The organism is Chryseobacterium sp. WG14 (assembly GCF_024586945.1).
Classification (GTDB): domain Bacteria; phylum Bacteroidota; class Bacteroidia; order Flavobacteriales; family Weeksellaceae; genus Chryseobacterium.
On the sequence record NZ_JALCZD010000006.1, the window covers coordinates 1 to 20,286 of the forward strand.

Here is a 20,286-nt window from a genome sequence, read left to right on the forward strand (position 1 = left end):
GAAGTTTCAAACTCAAACTGTAATCTTTCTGTGTACGCTTGACATAACGTGTTTCTAAATATTCTTCCATAACGATTGTTTTTTTATGTATCGCTATTTCAGGACGGGACAAATTTTTAAATAAAAAACTCGTTAGAAAATCCTAACGAGTTTTTAGTTTTATTCAATACTAAAGACGATTTTTTCCGTCTGTTCTTTTAAATCTTCAAGATTGGTATTGTTATAGATCACACAATCTGCTATCTTAATCTTATCTTTTTCAGGCATCTGTTTTTCCATGATAGTCTCTACCTCACGGTAGGTTTTCTGATCCCTGTCCATCACTCTTTTGGTTCTGATATTGTCTTCTGCAGTTACCAGAAGAGATTTATAGCATTGTCTGTTTAATTTCAATTCAAACAACAACGCTGTTTCTTTAAAAACTAAATATTTGGTTTGTTTTTGTACCCAATTTTCAAAATCAATACGTACAGCAGGATGAATAATTTCATTTAATTTTTGAAGCAGTTCTTTATTGTTGAAAACCTTGTCTGCTACAAATTTCCTGTCATATAAACCATTTTTATCGTATGACTGTTCCCCAAGAAGTTCTTTGATCCGGATCTGTAAATCCTTATCGTCATTGACAATTGTTTTAGCACGGTCATCAGAATAGTAAACAGGAAAGCCCAATTCTTCAATAAAACGGGCAACTGTTGTTTTTCCTGAGCCTATTCCTCCCGTTAATCCGATGATCTTGGGTGATGGTTCCGGTTCTGTCTGTTGTGTCTCTGAATGTAATTCTTCCATAATTAAAATTAATATCCAAAAACATCATTAAAGGTGAAAGTTTCATCAAGTCTTACTCCTTTCTCTGTCATTTTAAGACTTGCCAGTTCATTATGGGCATCGTGTTCAAAAAACAATAGATATTCATTATCTACACATTGTTTCAGGAATTTTCCTTTTTCTTCCATGGTTAAAAGAGGTCTTGTATCATATCCCATCACATACACCGGATTGATGTGTCCGGCGGTAGGAATAAGGTCAGCTGCAAAAACAATTGTTTTATCCTGATATTGAAGTACAGGAAGCATCTGCTTTTCTGTATGCCCATCCACGAAGATGACATCCATCTTCAGATCCGGAGCAAAACCGTAATTTCCTGTCGTAGGAAGAGGAAGGAAATTTAATTGTCCACTTTCCTGGATCGGAATAATATTTTCCTTCAGGAAGCTTGCTTTTTCTCTTGCATTAGGTTCAGTTGCCCATTGCCAATGATTTTCATTAGTCCAGAACTGAGCATTTTTAAAAGCAGGTCTGTATCCCGTTCTGTCATCGTTCCATTCTATGGCACCACCACAGTGGTCAAAATGAAGGTGAGTAAAGAATACATCTGTAATATCCTCTTTTATAAAACCATATTTCTTTAAATTTTTATCCAGGTTATCATCCCCCCAAAGAGAATAATGTCCAAAGAATTTATCATCCTGCTTATTGCCCAGACCACAGTCTACGAGAATAAGTTTTTTTCCGTCTTCAATAAGAAGAGAACGGGTTCCTAGTTCAATTAGATTTTTTTCGTCTGCCGGGTTTGTTTTTTCCCACAGACTCTTTGGGACGACTCCGAACATGGCACCGCCATCCAGTTTAAATTTTCCACATTGTATTGGATATAACTTCATATATATTTTGATTATTTTTTTATTAATTTCATTTTCTCAGCAATTTTTCTGGCATTATCATCCGATGCTTCAAGCTGGGAGATGATATTGTTAAAATCATCTTCTTTCCTGTTTTGAGAAAGCTTTTGTTTAATGAAAATCTCTGTCGGCATGATCTTAATACCAAAAGCTCCTTTCATCTCTTTTTCCACAAAGTCCTTTCCCATATCTTTCACCATCATCGGGCACTGCTGAAATTTTTCGTATTTGGATGTTAACCGATCTAAATGGGCATACAGTTCATCATGATCCATCAGTTCTGCTTTTCCGTGGATCTGCACCGCTTCATAGTTCCATGTGGAAACATTAACGTGATCATACCAGCTGCTTGATATATAAGCATGCGCACCCAAAAAATCACACAACACTTCATCCCCGTTTTTCAAGGTTTTTGCCTGTGGATTAGCTCGGGAAATATGAGTTTCAATATAAGGATTTTCCGGATTATCCTCATTAAACATCATCATAGAATGAGTAGCACGAAGTTTATCAACAGAAGAAATTAATAAAGCAAAAGAATTTTCACTGATAATTGCTTTCATTACATTAAGATCTTCACTTCTGTATAATTTAGGTATAAACATAAATCCGTAATACTTTACTTTATTTAAATTAAAAAAGCTCTCCCGGTCCTTTGGGTCTTGAAATATTCAAATGGAGATAAGCCTTTTCTGTAACTTCCCTCCCTCTGGGTGTTCTGATAATAAAACCTTCCTGAATTAAAAACGGTTCGTATACTTCTTCCAACGTTTCCGGGTTTTCACCAATGGATGTTGCCAATGCAGAAATCCCAACAGGCTTGCCTCTGAAGTTTTCAATCATGACACGCATGATTTTATTATCCATTTCATCCAGGCCAAACTCGTCCACATTCAGAGAGTTGAGTGCATATTTCGTAATATTGATTTCAACTTCACCATTACCCTTGATCTCTGCAAAATCACGAACCCTTCTTAAGAGTGCATTTGCAATTCTGGGAGTTCCACGGCTTCTTCTGGCGACCTCTATAGCGGCATCTTCATAGATTTTTACCCCTAAAACTCTGGCACTTCTCTGAATAATCATAGATAAAAGCTCAATAGAATAATATTCCAGTCTGCTTTGAATTCCAAATCTTGCCAGCATCGGCTTGGTCAGCATTCCACTTCTGGTGGTTGCTCCCACTAACGTAAAAGGGTTCAGTCCAATTTGAACACTTCTGGCATTAGGCCCTGTCTCCAGCATGATGTCAATTTTGTAATCTTCCATGGCTGAGTACAGATACTCTTCCACAACAGGAGAAAGACGATGGATCTCATCAATGAAAAGAACATCATTTTCTTCCAGATTAGTCAGTAAACCTGCTAAACTGCCGGGTTTATCCAAAACAGGTCCAGAAGTAATCTTACAGTTTACCCCAAGTTCATTAGCAATAATATTGGCCAATGTTGTTTTTCCAAGACCCGGAGGACCATGTAAAAGGACATGATCAAGTGCTCCACCCCGCCTTTTGGCTGCGGAAACAAAAACTTCAAGATTTTCCAGCGTTTTCCTCTGTCCTGCAAAATCCTTAAAGCTCTGGGGACGCATCTGTTCTTCCTGCATCAGCTCCTCGCGTGAGTAGTTTTCCTTATCTGGATGTAAAAAATCTGGCATTAATTCATTTCATTTACTTCAAAGATAGGAATTTTAGACTAAGGTTGAAGATTAGATTAATAAAAGGTTGAATTGAGAATGAGTTTAGACTAAGATTAAGTGCAGGATGCAGAATGAGCAGAACCAAGGCCGGTAAATTGAGATTTTTTAAGTATTTTTGAGAAGAAAAAATATTGATAATTGACAGAATATTTTTCAGAAATTGATTGTTTAAAGATATAAAAGTGGATTGACAAAGTACTGTATGAATTAGATAAAACACAAGTTCAATTTGAATACAGGAAATCGACCTTAGTTAAATCTTAGCCCTAATCTTAAAAAAAATGAAATTAATAGGACCATTTAAGCAGGTAGTTACACTTGCTAACTTACCATTAAGAGGAAAACTTTCCGATGAGCAGCTGGAGATTATTGCTGATGGAGGAATTCTGGTAGATAACGATACGATTCAGAAAGTTGGAAATTTTGAAGATCTTAAGACCGGATATCCTGATGTAGAAATTGAGAAAGTAGAAGGAGAGCAAGTTGTTCTTCCTGCATTGGTAGATTCGCATACTCATATTTGTTTCGGTGGAAACCGTGCCAATGATTTTGCCATGCGTAATGCCGGAAAAACATACCTTGAAATTGCTGAAAGCGGTGGTGGAATCTGGAGCTCTGTACAGCATACAAGAAATGCTTCGGAAGAAGAATTGCTCACAACCTTACTGGAAAGAATTAATTTTCTGATTGACCTTGGAATTACCACCATTGAGGTCAAAAGCGGCTATGGATTAGATGTAGAAAATGAGCTGAAAATGCTTCGTATAATAAAAGTGGCACAGGAAGCTACTCAGGCTACCTTAGTTCCTACCTGTCTTTCTGCCCATTTGAAACCAAGAGATTTTGAAGGCAGTAATCCTGAATATCTGGAATATATCCTTACTGAAATCTTACCTAAAGTAAAAGAGGAAAGTTTGGCGAACCGTGTTGATATCTTTATTGAGAAATCAGCATTCCAGCCGGAGGAAAGTAAAGAGTTCTTACTTAAAACTAAATCTTTAGGCTTTGAAATTACGGTTCATGCAGATCAGTTTACCCCTGGAAGTTCGAGAATTGCTGTAGAAGTAGGTGCAAAATCTGCAGACCATTTAGAAGCCACTGTTGATGAAGATATAGACTTTTTAGCACAATCTAATACCGTAGCGACAGCGCTGCCGGGAGCCAGCTTAGGCTTGGGGGAAACATTTACTCCGGCCAGAAAGTTATTAGATGCAGGCGCTATAGTTGCCATTGCGAGCGACTGGAATCCGGGTTCAGCCCCAATGGGAAATTTAATTACCCAGGCTTCCATATTGGCTACATTTCAAAAACTGACAACAGCTGAGGTATGGGCAGGAATGACTTTCCGCGCCGCATTTGCACTTAATCTTGAAGATAGAGGAATCCTGGAATCCGGTAAAAAAGCCGATTTCATCACTTTTAAAACCAATAATTTCCAGAATGTGCTTTATAACCAGGGAAGTTTGAAAGCTGAACATGTATATATCAATGGAAATCTGAATACATAAAAGCTATTCAGGATATGGAAGAAAAGAAATATAAAGAAAAGTTGGAGTACAAAGATTTTTGGGACTGGTTTTTAACGATGGAAAAGACTTTCTTTAAAGTGGTGAAAGAAGGTGGGCAGGAAGCTATTGAAAAAGACTTTTTTGATATTATTTCTCCTAAGCTTAATCAAATAAATAAAGGTTACTATTTCCTTACAGGAATGTCTGATGATAGCACAGCAGAATTGATCATTACCGTAGATGGGGAAATAAAGAATATTGTTTTTGCCGAAGAACTTATTGAGGCAGCTCCCAAGCTGGATCACTGGAAGATTACAGCTTTAAAGCCAGCAATGGATATACAAAATGTACATGTAGATATAGGGGATTATAAATTCTCAAAGGATACTATTTTTTTCTATTCTAATGAGCATGAAGAATATCCGGATGAGATTGATCTCGTTTTTGTTTATCAGGGTACAGCTGAAAATAAAGAGGTAATCACAACAGGAGTTTGTATTTTTTTAGATAATTTTTTAGGAGAATTAAACTTTGCAACACAAATCGATACCTTTACTGTCATAGGCATAGAGCAGGCCAGAAAAGAACTTGTTCCTGTTGAAAAGCTAAAGGACTTTCTGGAGTGGAGAGAAAGAGAATTTATAGAAAAGTATAAAAGTACAGAATGGGATGATAAAGAAGATGAGTTTTCTATTCTCAGAGCAGATCTGGAAAACAGCAGACCTCTTATTGCCTGTATAAACCTGTCGTTATTAAAATATGGATCAAGAGCTTCTTACCCATGGGTTTCGGTGCTTAAAATCCACTATAATGGAGATGATAATGATGGGCTTCCTGAAAAAGATGATTTTGAAAAATTAAACGATATTGAAAATAAAGCTATTGAAGAACTGAAAAAAAATGGCTATTTATATGTAGGCAGGGAAAGTGCAGACAATATAAAAGAGAGCTTTTTTGTAGGGAAAGATTTTAGACAGATTGCTAAAGTTTTAAAAAAAATAGTACAGGATAATCCCGATTATAAAATGTCATTTGGAATCTTCAAAGATAAATACTGGCAATATTTTAAAGATTATGATAAAGCCGATTAAAAACAGATGATACAATAAAAAAGTAGTTTTGTATATAAACAATATTGGTTAGCTTTACTGAATATAACTATGTAAATACAATTGAATTTTTAAAGAATTATGGTTCAAAATATTTGGCAGGGTAGATGGGATGGAGAAGAGCTTCTTTTCCACAGAATATTTCAAAGAGTAAAAGGAGAACAGAATTATGATAATATTTCACCTAATGATTTCGTGCTGCATGGTTTTGCAGTAGACGAAGGAGTAAGGAGAAATAAAGGAAGACAGGGCGCTAAAGATGCTCCGGATGTAATCAGAAAAAATATGTCTAATTTTCCGGTGGTACTTCCTGACTTTTCCATGCTGGATTTCGGGAATATTACCTGTGAAGACGGTCATTTGGAAAATGCGCAGAACAGTCTTGCCAAGAATGTTTCAAAAGTCCTTTTAAAAGGTGGAAAATCTTTAGTGTTAAGTGGAGGCCATGAAGTGACCTACGCTCATTATTTGGGGCTAAAAACAGCTTTTCCGGAACAGAAAATAGGAATCATCAATATAGATGCCCATTTTGATAACAGACAACCTGAAAAAGGAGTAGGGCCTAGCTCCGGAACAGGATTCTGGCAGATTGCACAGGAAGGGCCAATCAACTCCCTTCATATTGGAATCCAGAGAAATTCAAATACTTTAAAACTTTTTGATACCGCCCATCAGTATGGGATGAAGTATATTCTTGCTGACGAGCTTTTTTTTGAGAACCTTCCTTCTATTTATCAGCGTATTGATGAGCTGTTAGACAATGTAGATTTCGCTTATCTTACCATTTGTATGGATGTTTTTAATGCTTCTATAGCTCCCGGAGTTTCAGCTTCAGCTTATAATGGTATCTTTGCAGATGCAACCTTTATGCATTTTTACAGGCATATTTTAAAAAATAACAAACTTGTTGCGCTGGACGTGGCTGAGGTGAACCCTTCTTTCGATATTCAGGACCGAACGGCGAGACTGGCAGCATGCCTGGTAAATGAATGGCTGATGATGTAAAGATAAAGTTATATTCTTCCGATAGAGAAAATCACTATTTTATTTATCCTTAAGGAACGAAATTTGCTGATCTTTTCCGTGCTTTTAGATAAAAGCGCGAATAAATTCATTAGCTGAATTTAAAACAGAAATTATATTATGGAACAATTAATTGAAAGTAAGCTTATTAAAGCAGATAAAGCTTTTTCAGTGTGGAGAAAAATGCCGTTTGAGGAAAGGCAGAAGTTAATTGCAAAAGCAGCAGAAATTTTAAAAAATAATTCAGAAAAATTTGGAAGGATCATTACTACTGAAATGAATAAACCCATTTCGGAATCTATTGCTGAGGTAGAAAAATGTGCTTTAATGATGAATTATTATGCCGATGCTGAGGATATTCTGAAACCCGAGAAAGTGGAGTCTGAATTTACTTATTCTGAAGTTCATTATGTTCCGAAAGGTGTAATTTTGGGCGTTATGCCCTGGAATTTTCCATTTTGGCAGGTACTGAGATTTGCTGTTCCTGCAATTTTAGCAGGAAATACGGTGGTTCTGAAGCATGCTTCAATTTGTTTCGGAAGTGGAAATGCAATCGAAGAAGTTCTTTTGGAAGCTGGTTTTCCGGAAGGTATTTTCCAGAATTTAGAAGTAGGGCATAAAGCTGTAAAGGAAATTCTTGAACATAATGCTGTAAAAGGGGTGAGTCTTACAGGAAGTGGAAAAGCAGGAGGAGAAGTGGCTTCAATAGCAGGTTTAAATATCAAAAAATCATTACTTGAATTAGGTGGAAGTGATGCTTTTATCATTTTTGAAGATGCAAACCTGGAAGAAGCAGCAAAAGCTGGAGTGAAATCACGTCTTCAAAACTGTGGACAAACCTGTACTGCAGCGAAAAGATTTATCATTGATGAAAAAGTTGAAGATCAATTTTTACCCATATTCATCGAAGAATATAAAAAATATGAAATTGGTGACCCTTTAGATAAAGAAACTAAACTAGCCGGAATGGCAAGACCTGACCTTGCTGATGAGCTGGAAGCTCAATTCAACAGAGCACTGGAAAATGGGGCAGAAATTATCATTCCTTTGGAAAGACTTTCGGAGAATCAATTTAAACCTGGTTTAATCAGGGTTCAGGAAGAGAATCCAATTTTAAAAGAAGAACTTTTCGGACCTCTGGGTATGGTGATGATAGCAAAAAGTGATGAAGAGGCATTACAGATTGCCAATGATATCCCTTTCGGACTCTCCAATTCTGTCTGGACTCAGGATAAAGCCCGTCAGCTTTTTTTTATTGAAAACCTTGAATCCGGGACTGTAAATATCAACAGAATGACAAGTTCTGATCCACGTTTCCCATTCGGTGGAAGCAAGGCTTCAGGATATGGAACAGAGCTGTCATTACACGCTTTAAAAGAGTTTGTGACGGCAAAGACGATTGTGGGAAATTAATTATTTGTACAATGTATGATGTACAAAGTATAAAGTATAAAGTATAAAGTATTGCTGTGCTGTACTGATAAAATAAAACCTCCCGAAATCATTTTCGGGAGGTTTTTTATATCGTTAAAAAAGAAAATTTTTCTCTTTATACTGTGGTCAGTCTCAATGTATTGGTTTTTCCACCTTCATAAGATGGAGTTGCATTGATGTTGATGACAAAGTCTCCGGTTTCAATATAGCCATAGTTGTGTGTCAGCATATTCACCTGGATGATTGTTTCATCAGTAGATTTTTTCATGTCATAGTAATAAGCGTGTACTCCCCAAAGAAGGTTCAGCATTGTAATTACTCTTTTGTTTCCACTGTATACAATAATCTGAGAATTCGGTCTGTGAGCAGCAAGCTGGAATGCCGTATACCCCGAATGAGTAAGCGTAACAATAGCAGAAACGTTTGTTGTTTTTGCGATTCTTACTGCAGCAAGACATACCCTGTTGGTAATGAATCTTTCATCAATACAGTTGTAGTCTTTTTCAATCGGTTCATTTTTATGTTGATAGAAGTGAGTAGTTTCGATATTCTTTACGATTTTCGCCATATTTTCCACCACCTGTACCGGATATCTTCCTACAGAAGTTTCTCCTGAAAGCATTACGGCATCAGCACCATCCAATACAGAGTTGGCAACGTCATTTACTTCAGCTCTCGTTGGCGTTAAGCTATTGATCATGGTCTCCATCATCTGGGTAGCAATAATAACCGGCTTGGAATAGAATCTTGCTTTTTCTACCAGGTTTTTCTGGATAGCAGGAACCTCTTCCATTGGAACTTCTACACCCAGGTCACCACGGGCAACCATAAGACCATCACATTCCAATAAAATTTCGTCAATATTTTTAACTCCTTCCGGCTTCTCGATCTTTGCAATGATCGGTGTTTTGAATTTACCGTTAGGATGCTTAGCGATCAGTTCTTTTAAATCAATAATATCCTGTGCATGACGTACGAAAGAAAGTGCAATCCAGTCAACTTCCATGTCCAGCATGAAGTTGGCATCCTGGATATCCTTCTCAGTCAGGGCAGGAAGAGATACTTTTGTATTAGGCAGGTTAACCCCTTTTTTGGAACTTAGAGGCCCTCCCTGTATTGTTTTAGCCTTTACAGTATCTTTTTCGTTGGTTTCAGTAACTTCCAATACCAGTTTTCCGTCATCAATAAGGATTCTTTCCCCTACTTTTACGTCTTGTGGAAACTGTTGGTACGTCATAAATACTTTCGTAGAATCACCTTCCATCTTTTCATTGGTGAAAGTAAGAATGTCTCCGGGATTCAGGTAAGAACCTTCCTTTACAACACCCACTCTCAGTTTGGGTCCCTGAAGGTCACCCAAAATACCCACTGAATATCCGTACTCACTGTTTAGTTCTCTAATTATATCAATATTGTTTCGAACTAAGTCGTAATCTGCATGTGAAAAATTTATTCTGAAAATATCAACACCCGCTTTCATTAAATCTAACATCACCTCCTTCGATGAAGAAGCAGGTCCTAGTGTTGCGATAATTTTTGTCTTCTTTAAATACTTATTCATAATACTGGATAATTTGATAAAGTTCTTCGTCAGAACTCAATGTGTAATCTTGAATTGGAAACACAAGATTTTCAGGGAGCAAAATTACGGAAAAATCAGGAAACTGTTCCGAACTATGTAGAATATATTCCACATCTGCCTGATTATTTAATAAAAATTTAATGTTTTCTTCTCCTGTAAAGAGCTCGGTCTGAACTTTTTTTTGTTTACTTTCCGAAGATTTGTTTGAAATAAAAGTAAAACAGGTCTTCGTAGACTTGTGATAGGCCTCGAATCTCGGAAATAAATAGTCATAATAATCTCCATGAAAGACCAGGTCTTTTTTTCTGGAAAAATTAAGATCGTTTGTTTGATTTATTGTATAGAAAAACTCATGATCGGGTATATCTTTTGCTAATCTTACCAATCCTATGGCAATATCTTCAAATTCTATATCATCAAGATCATAAAGTTTTTGAATTTCCAAGTATGTTTTCTTTTTTATTTAAAATATAAAATGCCCGTTGTGCTGCTTTTTCTTCTGATTTTTTCTTGGATGTTTCTGTTGCATTGGCAATTTTTTCATCTCCCAACCAGACATGACATCTGAATACAATAGCCTTATTGGCCTGTATTTCTTCGCAGGTTTCGTACTTTATATTGACCTTCTTTTTCTGGCTCCATTCAAGCAGGAGGCCTTTATAGCTTACAATTTTATTTTCAAGTTTGTTAATCTCGGAAGGGGTAAGAAGTTTATCCAAAATAATCTTTCTGCAAATATCATAATGGAAGTCCAAATAAACAGCCCCGATTAAAGCTTCAAATAAATTTCCGGAGATATTCTCGCCCAAAGCTGAAGAAGTATTCTGTTTTTGCAGAAGGCTTGTAAGCTTTAGGTTTTCTCCTAATTTATTAAGATTTTTCCGGTTAACAATTTTAGATTTCATCTGTGTCAGGTATCCTTCATTAGCATGAGGATAGGTCTGGAACAAATGACAGGAAATAATTGTACCCAAAACAGAATCTCCCAAAAATTCAAGCCTTTCATAATTGCTGTCTTGATTTTTAGAAGAATTTTTCAAAGAGAAAGCCTCACGGTAAAAAGCAATATTTTGTATCTCTGTACCTAACACTTTTTTAAGCTCGGTACTGAGAAAATATTCTCTTTCCGTTAACTGTCTTTTTCTTTTTTTAAGAAGGAATTTAGAAAAGTATTTCTGTAACTCCATTCATTGAATTTAGATTTTCTTAAATAGAACGCAAGCGTTATGCCCACCAAAACCAAAAGTATTGCTCATGGCTACTTTTACATCTTTCTTCACAGCTGTATTAAACGTAAAGTTTAGTCGGCTGTCAATATTTTCATCATCAGTAAAATGGTTAATGGTAGGAGGAACAATACCATGAATAATAGTTCCTAATGCAGCGATAGCTTCAATAACACCTGCAGCACCCAGAAGGTGGCCTGTCATTGATTTTGTAGAATTAATCTGAATGTCATAAGCATGCTCGCCTAATAGTTTTGAAATTGCGTTGGATTCAGCAATATCTCCTAATGGAGTAGAGGTACCATGCATATTGATGTGGTCTACTTCATCAGCAGTTAAGCCTGCGTCTTCCAAACAACTTTTCATTACCAGATAAGCACCAAGGCCTTCAGGATGTGGAGCGGTCATATGATGTGCATCAGCACTTAAACCTCCCCCCTGTAATTCTGCATAAATTGTAGCACCACGTTTTACCGCGTGCTCATATTCTTCAAGAATAATACATCCTGCTCCTTCTCCTAATACAAACCCATCTCTGTCTTTGTCAAAAGGTCTTGAAGCGGTAGTAGGATCATCATTTCTTGTAGAAAGTGCCATCATAGCATTAAATCCACCGACACCACTTGCTGTAACGGCTGCTTCAGAGCCTCCACATACAATAACGTCTGCTTTTCCTAACTGGATCAGCATTTTGGAATCAATCAGAGCATTGGCTGAAGAAGCACATGCAGATACAGTGGTATAATTAGGTCCGTGGAAGCCGTATTCTATTGAGATATGCCCCGGCGTAATATCCGCGATCATTTTAGGAATAAAGAATGGGTTGAATCTCGGGATTTCCGTATTCGCCCATCCTAAAACCTCTGTCTCAAAAGTTTCCAACCCTCCGATTCCGGAGCCCCAAATTACACCGACTCTGTTTTTATCTACATTGTCTTCCATAATTTTGGAATGTGCTACAGCCTCTCTGGCTGCAACAAGTCCCAATTGGGTATTTCGGTCCATTTTTTTAGCCTCTTTCTTATCGAAATGCTGTAATGGATCGAAATTTTTCACTTCGCAAGCGAACTTTGTCTTAAAGTTTGTGGCATCAAAAAGAGTAATCGGAGCGGCACCGCTCTCACCTTTAACAAGGTTTTCCCAGTATTCTTTTGCATTATTTCCAATCGGTGTTATTGCTCCAAAACCGGTTACAACTACTCTTTTTAATTCCATAAACTTTGTTTAATTTCTTTTTTGTTGAAGAATATTATTTATTTACTACTTCTTCGATGTAAGCAATAGCGTGCCCTACAGTAGTAATTTTTTCAGCCTGGTCATCAGGGATTTGAATATTAAATTCTTTTTCAAATTCCATGATTAACTCAACTGTATCTAGTGAATCAGCTCCTAAATCGTTAGTGAAGCTAGCTTCAGGAGTTACTTCTGTTTCTTCAACGTCAAGCTTATCAGCGATGATAGCTTTTACTCTTGATGCAATGTCTGACATAGTAAATTATTTTTTTAATTGTTAGATGGTGCAAATATATAAAATTCTTTACGATAAAACATTTTTTTAGTCTTTTTTGTGGACCAGTAGCCTTCATTTTGGAACTTTAGACTTTAGTGTTTTCGTTTTCAGCAGGTTATATTTTGTGTTTCTATTGTGGATAAGAAATCAATCCTAAAAGGAACTACGGGGTAAAGTATAGACCTGTATCTTTTAAATTGCTGTTTTCCTGATTCCGGTTTTTATAAATAAAGTATTAGCACTAAGGAACCTGGGGCTTTATAAAACTCCAAAAACTATAGTATGTACATCCTTTATATTGATGACTGAGCTGCATGAAAATAGAATGATCTTTAGTCAAATTCAAGATGAAATTTTCATGTAAAACAGTCATTGTCTTTTAAACAAGGTTCATTTTTAATTCTTTTTACACGGATCAGAATTGTTCTTTGAGGTTTCTAATTCAATATATCATTCATTTTCGTTAAAATCACAGGTTCACTATCGGTAATCAGAATGGTGTGTTCATGTTGAGCCATATACCCACCTTTATTACCTACCATGGTCCATCCGTCATTAAGCTCTACTGCAATTGTAGAAGAGGTGGAAATAAAAGTTTCAATGGCTACTACAGAATTTTTTTTGAACCGCCGGGAATCAAAACGGTTTCTATAATTTAATAATTCATCTGGTTCTTCATGAAGGCTTCTGCCTACGCCATGACCTCCAAGGTTTTTAATGACTTTAAAACCTCTTTTTTTAGCTTCGGTTTCCATAAGCTGTCCGATGTCAGCTATTTTTACCCCGCCTTTTATGTGGCTGATGGCTTTTTCTAAAATATATTTGGAAGCATCTACTAAATTTTGATGTTGGTTGATGTCTTTTCCAACAATAAAAGAACCTCCGTTGTCTGCCCAGAAGCCGTTAAGTTCTGCCGAAACATCAATATTGATTAAATCGCCTTCTTTTAAGATCCTTTGTTCCGTAGGGATGCCATGGCAAAATTCATTATTTACACTTATGCATGTCCAGCCCGGAAATCCGTATGTAAGGTAAGGGGCAGAGCTGGCGCCGAATCCGGAAAGTATTTTTGCTCCATATTCATCAAGATCTTTTGTCGTCATGCCCGGTTGTGCATACTGAATCATATCCTTCAAAGTATGGGCAACTGCTTCGCTTACTTTCTGCATTCCGGTTAATTCATATTCATTTGTAATAGACATTCTTTCTTTTTTTCTTAAATATAGGTATTTATATCTTTATTTTACTGATATATATAGGCATACATTCATTAAAATATAAATTTATTTGTCTTTGATAAAGAAAAACAGGTAAATTTATACTAGCTAAAACCATTACAATTTAATTCCATGAATTCAATTATTTTAAACCAACGAATATCAATATTGATGAGCTTTCTGCTTATTGTATTGACAAGCTGTACCTCTATTAAACTTATCAGTGATTATGATGAACTGACTGATAAAAAGATTGTAGCGATGCAGGAAAAGGTGACCGGATTTGTCGTTAAGATCCGGGATGAAATAGGTACAGATAAAGCGAATTATGCCAACTATAAACCTTTTTATCAGGATGTTAAAGTGGATCTGGAAACTCTTAAAATCCGTACAAATGCCATTGATAATAATAAAATAGTACAGGATCAGGTGGCTACATTAGCGAAATATATAGATGATTTAGAGAAGGTTCATAAGCTTGGTTTTACTGATGTTTCTGAGATAGATCTTATCAACAGCCAGTGTAATACTATTTTTACAGCGCTTACCAAATTACAGCTTGGCCTGAAAAGAGGTGAAAAAAAATAACCATAAAAACGAATAAAAATGGCAGATATAGACTATAGTCAATTATTGAAAGATATGTTGGCGGCAATGAAAAAATCATTCACCAATGACTGGAATGATGCCCAGCCTTATGCAAAAGCAGAATTAAACTCTTTCGTGAGCAATATCAAATTAATTAATAAGCTAAAATCTGATGGTAAAATCACTGAAGAGAAAGCCAAATTATATCTTGAAATGCAAAAGAGCTCCATGAGAATTGTTCTCTTAACCATTGATGGATTGACCATATTAGCGGTTGAAAATGCAATTAATGCAGCGCTGGATGTCGTAAGAAATACGGTAAATACAGCAATAGGCTGGACTATTTTATAAAGGATGTTTGTTATAACTTAATGAAGGGCAGGTGAAGAATTCATTTGCTCTTTTTATATGTTTATTTAAAGGGTTATTTTGCAATATTGTAGCAGAGTATATACAGAAATACAAAAGAAAAATGATATTCTCATTAGTATGACCAAGAACTTGGATTCTTTTGAAAATGCTATAGCGGAAAGAGCGAATAGTATTCTGAAATATGAATTTGGATTGATTGATACCCTTGAAGATTGTAAAAATCTCTCACAACAGCCCTGACCAGTCAATTTATTATTACAATAATTTGAGGCCACATTTTCCTTGAATTACAAGATTTCAAGCCAAGTACGTATTAAAAATAATGTGAAATGAAAAACTATAAAAACAAAATCAGAATAGGAAAATTCCTACTCTGATTTAAGTATATTTGAGTTGTTAAAATAGTCAACTTATTTTAGGAACAGTATTTATGGAATCTTTAATTCATTAAAATAAAATTTTAAATCTGCGGAGTCTAATTTTAAAGGTAGCTCCCTATAAGACCAGCCATTGTTTGGAGGTTTTAAACTGTCATATATTTTTTGTTTATATAGCATAATAAAATATTTAGGTCTTAATGAATCATACAGTAAAAGATATTTTCCACCTTTTTTTAAAACACTTGTACTTGTACACGTTCTCTCATATTTCTCTCCTCTAACAAAATAGATAAAATCTGTTCCAACTCCATTATTGTTTTTCTGATGCCAATCACTCGTTATATAGGCGACAGTATATTTTGCATTCTGTTTTGCATTTTGTTGTTGCTTTCTTCCACGAAAATTTGCAACAACAAATATTAAGATTAAAAAAAATCCTGCAATTACAAAGAAATATTTATTTCTAAAGTTAGTGACTTTTTTTACATCTTTCATTTGCGTCATTTAATACATTGCGAGGTTTTTTTATTATCTGCTCAAAGTTACAGATTTTGCGTAGCGGGTTGTAATATCTACGACTCTATAAATTTTGAGCGAATAGTTTTATAAAAAAAGATCAATAATAAAATTATACTGATTATAATATTATAAATTCCTAAAGTTTTATTCGAAGGAGCGTACAAATATGTATAAAAATAATACTCTACTATAAAAAATAATATTATAGAAAGTAAAAAGAATATATTTTTCTTTATTTTCAATATGAAGTATATGAATACTTTCCCTTTTTCAAACTGAAATATTTGTAAAATTAAAAATAAAGTGTTTCAATATTCCTATCTCAGAATGATTAGATTCAAAGTATGACTCCTTCAATAATTTATGTGATTTAGGATTCAAAATTTCAGAATCTCTTTTGTCTTTTATGATTAATGAATTAATACCGTTTATGGTGTTGACTGTTTTGCCTTCAAGTAAATATCCGACTAAACTTCCGTTTTCGTATTTTTTTGAAACAAAATTGTCAATTCCTGTACTTATATATCTGCGCTTTAAGGCAGAATCATTTTGTCTTAGATTTTTAGCTTCAAAAAAATATTCATACTCTTCATTTTTAGAAAAAGTAGTTAACCGAAAATCTATTCTTGGAAATTTATCTGCAAAACCCTTTACTTTCTGAATATCTTTTGGTATATCGGCTTCAACATTTGTTGAAACTTTCCATTTTTTTCTTAAAGGATTTTCTTTTATACTCTTATGTATTTCAGAAGAAATGTCATTTTCGTTCCAATCTAAATGAATGATTTTTTCAGTCAAACAAATATGATATGCATCAATAAGCAATTGAAAGCACTTTTGTTCAAATGCGGCTTTAGCTTTTAATATGATTTCAGGATTTAGCGCCATCTTAATTCTCATTTAAAATTTCAAGAATTAACTCATTTGCATCTTCTATTGCCATTGATTGTGACCAAAATCTACATTGATTAGGTCTAATTATATAAATATCATTACCTGTTTTATAATTTAATTTCTTTCTAAAATAAATACTGCTTGCTTTTTTTTTCCATAAATATTGGTCTAAGGTCTTCAGTTCTTCGTCAATAAATTCTTTTGATATATTAATTTCTTTTTGTTTTTTATCAAAAGTTATTTTAACCATCATTATAGGTGAAAACCGACTAATGTTATACACTGTTAAATTTGCGTATAGTTCTTGACCATCAAAAAAATCATTGATTTCAAGACTTATTACTTTGCTATATTCTTGTACTAGTACTTCTTTTACAGGATACAAAGATATAGACTTTTCCTGTTTGTGAAATAGCTCAATATTATTTAAAAGGTGCTTAACTATAAACTGTTCATTTTCAGTTAAACGGCTTATAATTATTTTGTTAATTTCATCTTCTACTAGCTTATTTACAGTGTAGAATTCCTTGCTATACAGTTTTTCATCAAATAACTGTACAATATAATCCTTCTGGCTCTTGCTTAATTGTTCTAATAAATAGGGTGCTTCAAAAAGTTCCTTGTGCTTAACAACATCTCTTTCAATTCCCCAACTTGATGTTGTTAAAAAAGCGTAGTATCTAATAAAGTCTGAATTTAAATAAGCCGTCAATAATTTTAATAGAAATTCATTGTCAGTTTTTGAATAAATACCTACGATCCCCTTTGAATATGCGCTTTTATAATCTACAAAGGAAGCTAATAATGAAAGGTGATTTTCTTCATTGACTTTTATGCCCTCATTAAGCAAAATATGAGAAACTTCATAAGCTTCTGTTTTACCCAATCTCCTAAATTTAACGTTTTCAATTCTATCAGTTGGTTTAGGTGTATAATATTTTAAAATATTATTTGGAGTATGAATTGGTAATTCCTTGATTTCATTATTGGGTTTATTAGCAGGACTACTAAGTTCAAAACCAACACCATAATCGATGTCTTGATTTTCAAAGAAAGATTTAATGGTTGTGAAGCTATGGTTGAGATTTTGGATTAGCTCCCAATCATTCATCCCGCCCCACATTCCAATTTTCCAAATTTTAGTATCAGGTTTTTGGCATTCTTCTCTTGGTAGATACTTTAAATCCGTAAAGTCAATGCTTAATCCCTCAATTAAATTTGATTTTATAAATGTTTTTGGAGCGTAATATGCTATTTTGTTATTTGGATTTTTTGGTTGTTTTTTCTGATAGAATACAATGCTTATTGGTCCTGTTGCGTCACCGAATAATTGTCCTCCAAAATTCTTTTTAGCATTACGAAGAATAGAAAAATTAAAAACTTTATCTACATAACAATCATTGAATAGCCATTTTCTAAAGTTTAGATAGGTGCTACCTGTATTGGTTAATACTTTAGTATTGAATATTAAGGCTATTTCGCCATTGGGTGCGAATTCTGTTGCTTTATGTAAAAATGGTAAAACCATTTCTTTTGCAAAATTATGTTTATTGCAATAGGCTCTAATGTTTGTATGTTTATTATCAATATCCTTTTCGTCTGATATTAATCCACCAAACGGAGGATTGCCAACTATCAAATCAAATTCAATAGCTTCTATTTCTTTGTTTTGTGCAATAGTGTCTCTGCAAAATAAATTTCCTCCTTGTATTTTTAACGATGTATCATTAGGGTTATTAATCAAATTTGGCAAACGGTGTTTTTTCTTTTGCCATAAAGTTTTTGGGTCTAAGCTATCAACCAATGCCAGATACAAACTAAACGCAGCCACTTTTATAGCTTGCGGATGTAGTTCGATACCAAAGATATTATCTGTTAATAATTTCTTTAATTTATTAAAGTCGTTTAGCTTTTCTTGGTGTTGGTTTTCATAGCGTTTTACTAATCGTTTGAAACTCTCAACTAAGAAAATTCCTGAACCACAACTCGGGTCTAATACCTTGATATTGTAATTCTTTTCGCCGTTATTAGTAGGAATTTTTTCATTTAAAATAAATTCTACCAAAGATGGAGGAGTGTAATAAGTGCCTGTTTGTTTTTTTAATTCAGGGTCTGTATTAAAAAGGAAATTCTCGTAAATTTCACTCAATAATTCAATCTGGATGATACTAAAGTTGAATAATCTCCAATCTTCAAAAAGCTTTATTTGTGGAGTGTTGTCATTTCCACTAATAAAACATTTTTTAATAATTTGAAGTTGGTTTGGAGATATTTTTTCAATTATTTCATCATGGCCGTTTCTTTCTAATGTGAAAACATTACCATTAAAATCTTCTTCTAATCGTTCATAAAGTCTATATGTGGCTTCAGCATCATCCAATACATCAAAATACGAATCTGCATCTTTCTTGTAAAGTGAATAAAGCTTTTTGTCAGTTGCCCCCCTATCTTCAAGATATAATAAGAATAATGAACGGAGTATAATTTTATGAATAAAATTAATTTCTAAACCTTCATTTTCAAGCTGTCTTGAAGTGTTGATTAAACTTTCTACTAAGTATTTATCAACTCTTTTTTGTAGATTGATTTTATCTCGAACAAACTGTGCGTCTTCTAAAGTCCAAATAATTCCTGTATCAATGGCAATTCTCGAAAATAATTTATTAAGTTCCTGTAATTGCTGTTTTTCAGAAAATTGATAAGATTTAATTTCAATTTCTTTTAATTTTGTTTTGTAATCAAAATCATCTTTGGTTACAATAAGAGGCTTCTCTGAACAATTATAGATGCGGATTTCTGTTTCGGAATAAACATAAAGAAACAATACTTTTTTGTAATTCCAAATTTTACGTTGTGTTTCCGCAATATCTTTTAACGTTTCTACATCATTAAAATTAGGAACTTCTTTCAGAAAAACAGAAGGAAAACTATTTTGGGTTTCTTCATCTGTATTAAAGTAAACTAAATCAATTCCAAAGTCTTTTTCTTTTACTTCATTTAGGATAACAGCTTCACTATCCAATAGATTTTTACTATTGGACTGAAGAATTGGTTTCGCTCTGTCTAAACCAAGGAATTCAAGTATATTAAGTTTTGCCATATTGTTTTATTCAGTACAAAGCTTATACTAAAAATACAAATTTTTCAATCTACAAAGTTAATCAATTTTGGCTAAAACAGAGTGTAATTTTATGCTTAGTATGACTATTGAGTTACTTGCAGTTCTAATCTATTAATGTTTTTTTGGTATTTTCAAATTGCTGTTCAAAGTTATATTAGTAATGCGACAAAAGTCGTCGCATTAAAATTTATTTTTTATATATCTTGATATAGTACCCATATTAGTCTTAGGGAGGGGTTAAGACGATTTAAAAAGAATGGCAATATGTTTAAAAGCTCAACATTTCTTTTCCTGCTTAGATTTAAGATTAGATAAGGATTACAGTGATTACTTTTATTATTCTATATGTATGTTTAAAATGGTGTCAAATTAATTTACTTGTTCTCTTTTCAAAATAATAAATTTTTGCAATTTTTAATAATG

19 protein-coding genes and 1 pseudogene are annotated in these 20,286 nt (G+C 34.1%); 7 read left to right on the plus strand and 13 right to left on the minus strand.

All coding sequences use genetic code 11. From position 1 onward, the window contains the following. Nucleotides 1-159 precede the first annotated feature (159 nt). From coaE to ruvB, 4 genes are read right to left on the minus strand one after another with little or no spacing between them, the layout of a single operon-like run. Nucleotides 160-789 carry a dephospho-CoA kinase gene (coaE, locus tag MP478_RS11630; RefSeq protein WP_257200541.1) on the minus strand — a complete coding sequence of 210 codons (630 nt, stop codon included), beginning with the start codon at nt 787-789 and terminating at the stop codon, nt 160-162. An 8-nt stretch (nt 790-797) separates the two neighbouring features. Next, on the minus strand, nt 798-1,664 hold the full coding sequence (locus tag MP478_RS11635; protein WP_230037569.1) for an MBL fold metallo-hydrolase: 867 nt from the start codon (nt 1,662-1,664) through the stop codon (nt 798-800). Nucleotides 1,665-1,675: 11 nt separating this feature from the next. Next, a complete protein-coding gene (locus MP478_RS11640) occupies nt 1,676-2,287 on the minus strand; it encodes an FMN-binding negative transcriptional regulator (RefSeq protein WP_257189911.1) in 612 nt (203 codons plus the stop codon). A 28-nt stretch (nt 2,288-2,315) separates the two neighbouring features. Next, the gene (gene ruvB / locus MP478_RS11645; protein ID WP_230037573.1) at nt 2,316-3,338 is read right to left on the minus strand and encodes a Holliday junction branch migration DNA helicase RuvB; all 1,023 of its coding nucleotides are present in this window, start codon (nt 3,336-3,338) and stop codon (nt 2,316-2,318) included. A gap of 323 nt (nt 3,339-3,661) precedes the next feature. Here ruvB and hutI point away from each other — a divergent pair, with 323 nt between their 5' ends. The 4 genes from hutI to MP478_RS11665 all read left to right on the plus strand — a co-directional run bounded on the left by hutI (nt 3,662) and on the right by MP478_RS11665 (nt 8,433). Beyond that, nucleotides 3,662-4,888, plus strand: a complete 1,227-nt coding sequence (gene hutI, locus MP478_RS11650) for an imidazolonepropionase (RefSeq protein WP_257200542.1) — start codon at nt 3,662-3,664, stop codon at nt 4,886-4,888. 14 nt (nt 4,889-4,902) lie between these two features. Further along, nucleotides 4,903-5,979 (plus strand): DUF695 domain-containing protein, encoded by a 1,077-nt coding sequence (locus MP478_RS11655; protein WP_257200543.1) that lies wholly within the window; start codon nt 4,903-4,905, stop codon nt 5,977-5,979. A gap of 99 nt (nt 5,980-6,078) precedes the next feature. Then, nucleotides 6,079-7,002: a formimidoylglutamase gene (hutG, locus tag MP478_RS11660; RefSeq protein ID WP_257200544.1), complete on the plus strand. Its 924-nt coding sequence runs from the start codon at nt 6,079-6,081 to the stop codon at nt 7,000-7,002. 138 nt (nt 7,003-7,140) lie between these two features. Continuing rightward, entirely contained in the window at nt 7,141-8,433 is a 1,293-nt protein-coding gene (locus MP478_RS11665; protein WP_257200545.1) for an aldehyde dehydrogenase family protein, read from the plus strand. Nucleotides 8,434-8,569: 136 nt separating this feature from the next. On the opposite strand, the gene pyk is transcribed toward MP478_RS11665, so the two are convergent. From pyk to map, 6 genes are all read right to left on the minus strand, one after another. Further along, nucleotides 8,570-10,015 (minus strand): pyruvate kinase, encoded by a 1,446-nt coding sequence (pyk, locus tag MP478_RS11670; protein ID WP_047493496.1) that lies wholly within the window; start codon nt 10,013-10,015, stop codon nt 8,570-8,572. Then, nucleotides 10,008-10,481: an IPExxxVDY family protein gene (locus tag MP478_RS11675; protein ID WP_257189904.1), complete on the minus strand. Its 474-nt coding sequence runs from the start codon at nt 10,479-10,481 to the stop codon at nt 10,008-10,010. Before MP478_RS11675 ends, pyk begins: the two co-directional genes overlap by 8 nt. Beyond that, complete coding sequence (gene rnc / locus MP478_RS11680) at nt 10,459-11,223, minus strand: ribonuclease III (RefSeq protein ID WP_230037588.1); 765 nt, start codon at nt 11,221-11,223, stop codon at nt 10,459-10,461. The genes MP478_RS11675 and rnc overlap by 23 nt, the downstream gene beginning before the upstream one ends. A gap of 9 nt (nt 11,224-11,232) precedes the next feature. After that, complete coding sequence (fabF, locus tag MP478_RS11685) at nt 11,233-12,477, minus strand: beta-ketoacyl-ACP synthase II (RefSeq protein WP_047493506.1); 1,245 nt, start codon at nt 12,475-12,477, stop codon at nt 11,233-11,235. A 34-nt stretch (nt 12,478-12,511) separates the two neighbouring features. Then, nucleotides 12,512-12,751 carry an acyl carrier protein gene (locus tag MP478_RS11690; protein ID WP_002976354.1) on the minus strand — a complete coding sequence of 80 codons (240 nt, stop codon included), beginning with the start codon at nt 12,749-12,751 and terminating at the stop codon, nt 12,512-12,514. A 458-nt stretch (nt 12,752-13,209) separates the two neighbouring features. Next, the gene (gene map / locus MP478_RS11695; RefSeq protein WP_257200546.1) at nt 13,210-13,974 is read right to left on the minus strand and encodes a type I methionyl aminopeptidase; all 765 of its coding nucleotides are present in this window, start codon (nt 13,972-13,974) and stop codon (nt 13,210-13,212) included. Nucleotides 13,975-14,121: 147 nt separating this feature from the next. Here map and MP478_RS11700 point away from each other — a divergent pair, with 147 nt between their 5' ends. The 3 genes and pseudogenes from MP478_RS11700 to MP478_RS11710 all read left to right on the plus strand — a co-directional run. Beyond that, nucleotides 14,122-14,577 carry a hypothetical protein gene (locus MP478_RS11700; protein WP_257200547.1) on the plus strand — a complete coding sequence of 152 codons (456 nt, stop codon included), beginning with the start codon at nt 14,122-14,124 and terminating at the stop codon, nt 14,575-14,577. Nucleotides 14,578-14,595: 18 nt separating this feature from the next. Beyond that, on the plus strand, nt 14,596-14,928 hold the full coding sequence (locus tag MP478_RS11705; RefSeq protein ID WP_257189885.1) for a hypothetical protein: 333 nt from the start codon (nt 14,596-14,598) through the stop codon (nt 14,926-14,928). A gap of 78 nt (nt 14,929-15,006) precedes the next feature. Beyond that, nucleotides 15,007-15,331, plus strand: a pseudogene (locus MP478_RS11710) (integrase core domain-containing protein); the annotation flags it as partial. Between the two features lie 46 nt (nt 15,332-15,377). Here the strand turns inward: MP478_RS11710 and MP478_RS11715 are convergent. The 3 genes from MP478_RS11715 to MP478_RS11725 form a co-directional block, all read right to left on the minus strand. Beyond that, the gene (locus tag MP478_RS11715; RefSeq protein ID WP_257200548.1) at nt 15,378-15,824 is read right to left on the minus strand and encodes a hypothetical protein; all 447 of its coding nucleotides are present in this window, start codon (nt 15,822-15,824) and stop codon (nt 15,378-15,380) included. 294 nt (nt 15,825-16,118) lie between these two features. Then, entirely contained in the window at nt 16,119-16,736 is a 618-nt protein-coding gene (locus MP478_RS11720; RefSeq protein ID WP_257200549.1) for a hypothetical protein, read from the minus strand. Between the two features lies 1 nt (nt 16,737). Next, nucleotides 16,738-19,842 (minus strand): N-6 DNA methylase, encoded by a 3,105-nt coding sequence (locus tag MP478_RS11725; RefSeq protein WP_257200550.1) that lies wholly within the window; start codon nt 19,840-19,842, stop codon nt 16,738-16,740. Nucleotides 19,843-20,286: the final 444 nt, after the last annotated feature.

Bases quoted from the DNA above. Each gene is read 5' to 3' on its own strand.
- coaE (WP_257200541.1), bottom strand. From the start codon at position 789: ATGGAAGAATTACATTCAGAGACACAACAGACAGAACCGGAACCATCA.
- MP478_RS11635 (WP_230037569.1), bottom strand. From the start codon at position 1,664: ATGAAGTTATATCCAATACAATGTGGAAAATTTAAACTGGATGGCGGT.
- MP478_RS11640 (WP_257189911.1), bottom strand. From the start codon at position 2,287: ATGTTTATACCTAAATTATACAGAAGTGAAGATCTTAATGTAATGAAA.
- ruvB (WP_230037573.1), bottom strand. From the start codon at position 3,338: ATGCCAGATTTTTTACATCCAGATAAGGAAAACTACTCACGCGAGGAG.
- hutI (WP_257200542.1), top strand. From the start codon at position 3,662: ATGAAATTAATAGGACCATTTAAGCAGGTAGTTACACTTGCTAACTTA.
- MP478_RS11655 (WP_257200543.1), top strand. From the start codon at position 4,903: ATGGAAGAAAAGAAATATAAAGAAAAGTTGGAGTACAAAGATTTTTGG.
- hutG (WP_257200544.1), top strand. From the start codon at position 6,079: ATGGTTCAAAATATTTGGCAGGGTAGATGGGATGGAGAAGAGCTTCTT.
- MP478_RS11665 (WP_257200545.1), top strand. From the start codon at position 7,141: ATGGAACAATTAATTGAAAGTAAGCTTATTAAAGCAGATAAAGCTTTT.
- pyk (WP_047493496.1), bottom strand. From the start codon at position 10,015: ATGAATAAGTATTTAAAGAAGACAAAAATTATCGCAACACTAGGACCT.
- rnc (WP_230037588.1), bottom strand. From the start codon at position 11,223: ATGGAGTTACAGAAATACTTTTCTAAATTCCTTCTTAAAAAAAGAAAA.
- fabF (WP_047493506.1), bottom strand. From the start codon at position 12,477: ATGGAATTAAAAAGAGTAGTTGTAACCGGTTTTGGAGCAATAACACCG.
- MP478_RS11690 (WP_002976354.1), bottom strand. From the start codon at position 12,751: ATGTCAGACATTGCATCAAGAGTAAAAGCTATCATCGCTGATAAGCTT.
- map (WP_257200546.1), bottom strand. From the start codon at position 13,974: ATGTCTATTACAAATGAATATGAATTAACCGGAATGCAGAAAGTAAGC.
- MP478_RS11700 (WP_257200547.1), top strand. From the start codon at position 14,122: ATGAATTCAATTATTTTAAACCAACGAATATCAATATTGATGAGCTTT.
- MP478_RS11705 (WP_257189885.1), top strand. From the start codon at position 14,596: ATGGCAGATATAGACTATAGTCAATTATTGAAAGATATGTTGGCGGCA.
- MP478_RS11715 (WP_257200548.1), bottom strand. From the start codon at position 15,824: ATGAAAGATGTAAAAAAAGTCACTAACTTTAGAAATAAATATTTCTTT.
- MP478_RS11720 (WP_257200549.1), bottom strand. From the start codon at position 16,736: ATGGCGCTAAATCCTGAAATCATATTAAAAGCTAAAGCCGCATTTGAA.
- MP478_RS11725 (WP_257200550.1), bottom strand. From the start codon at position 19,842: ATGGCAAAACTTAATATACTTGAATTCCTTGGTTTAGACAGAGCGAAA.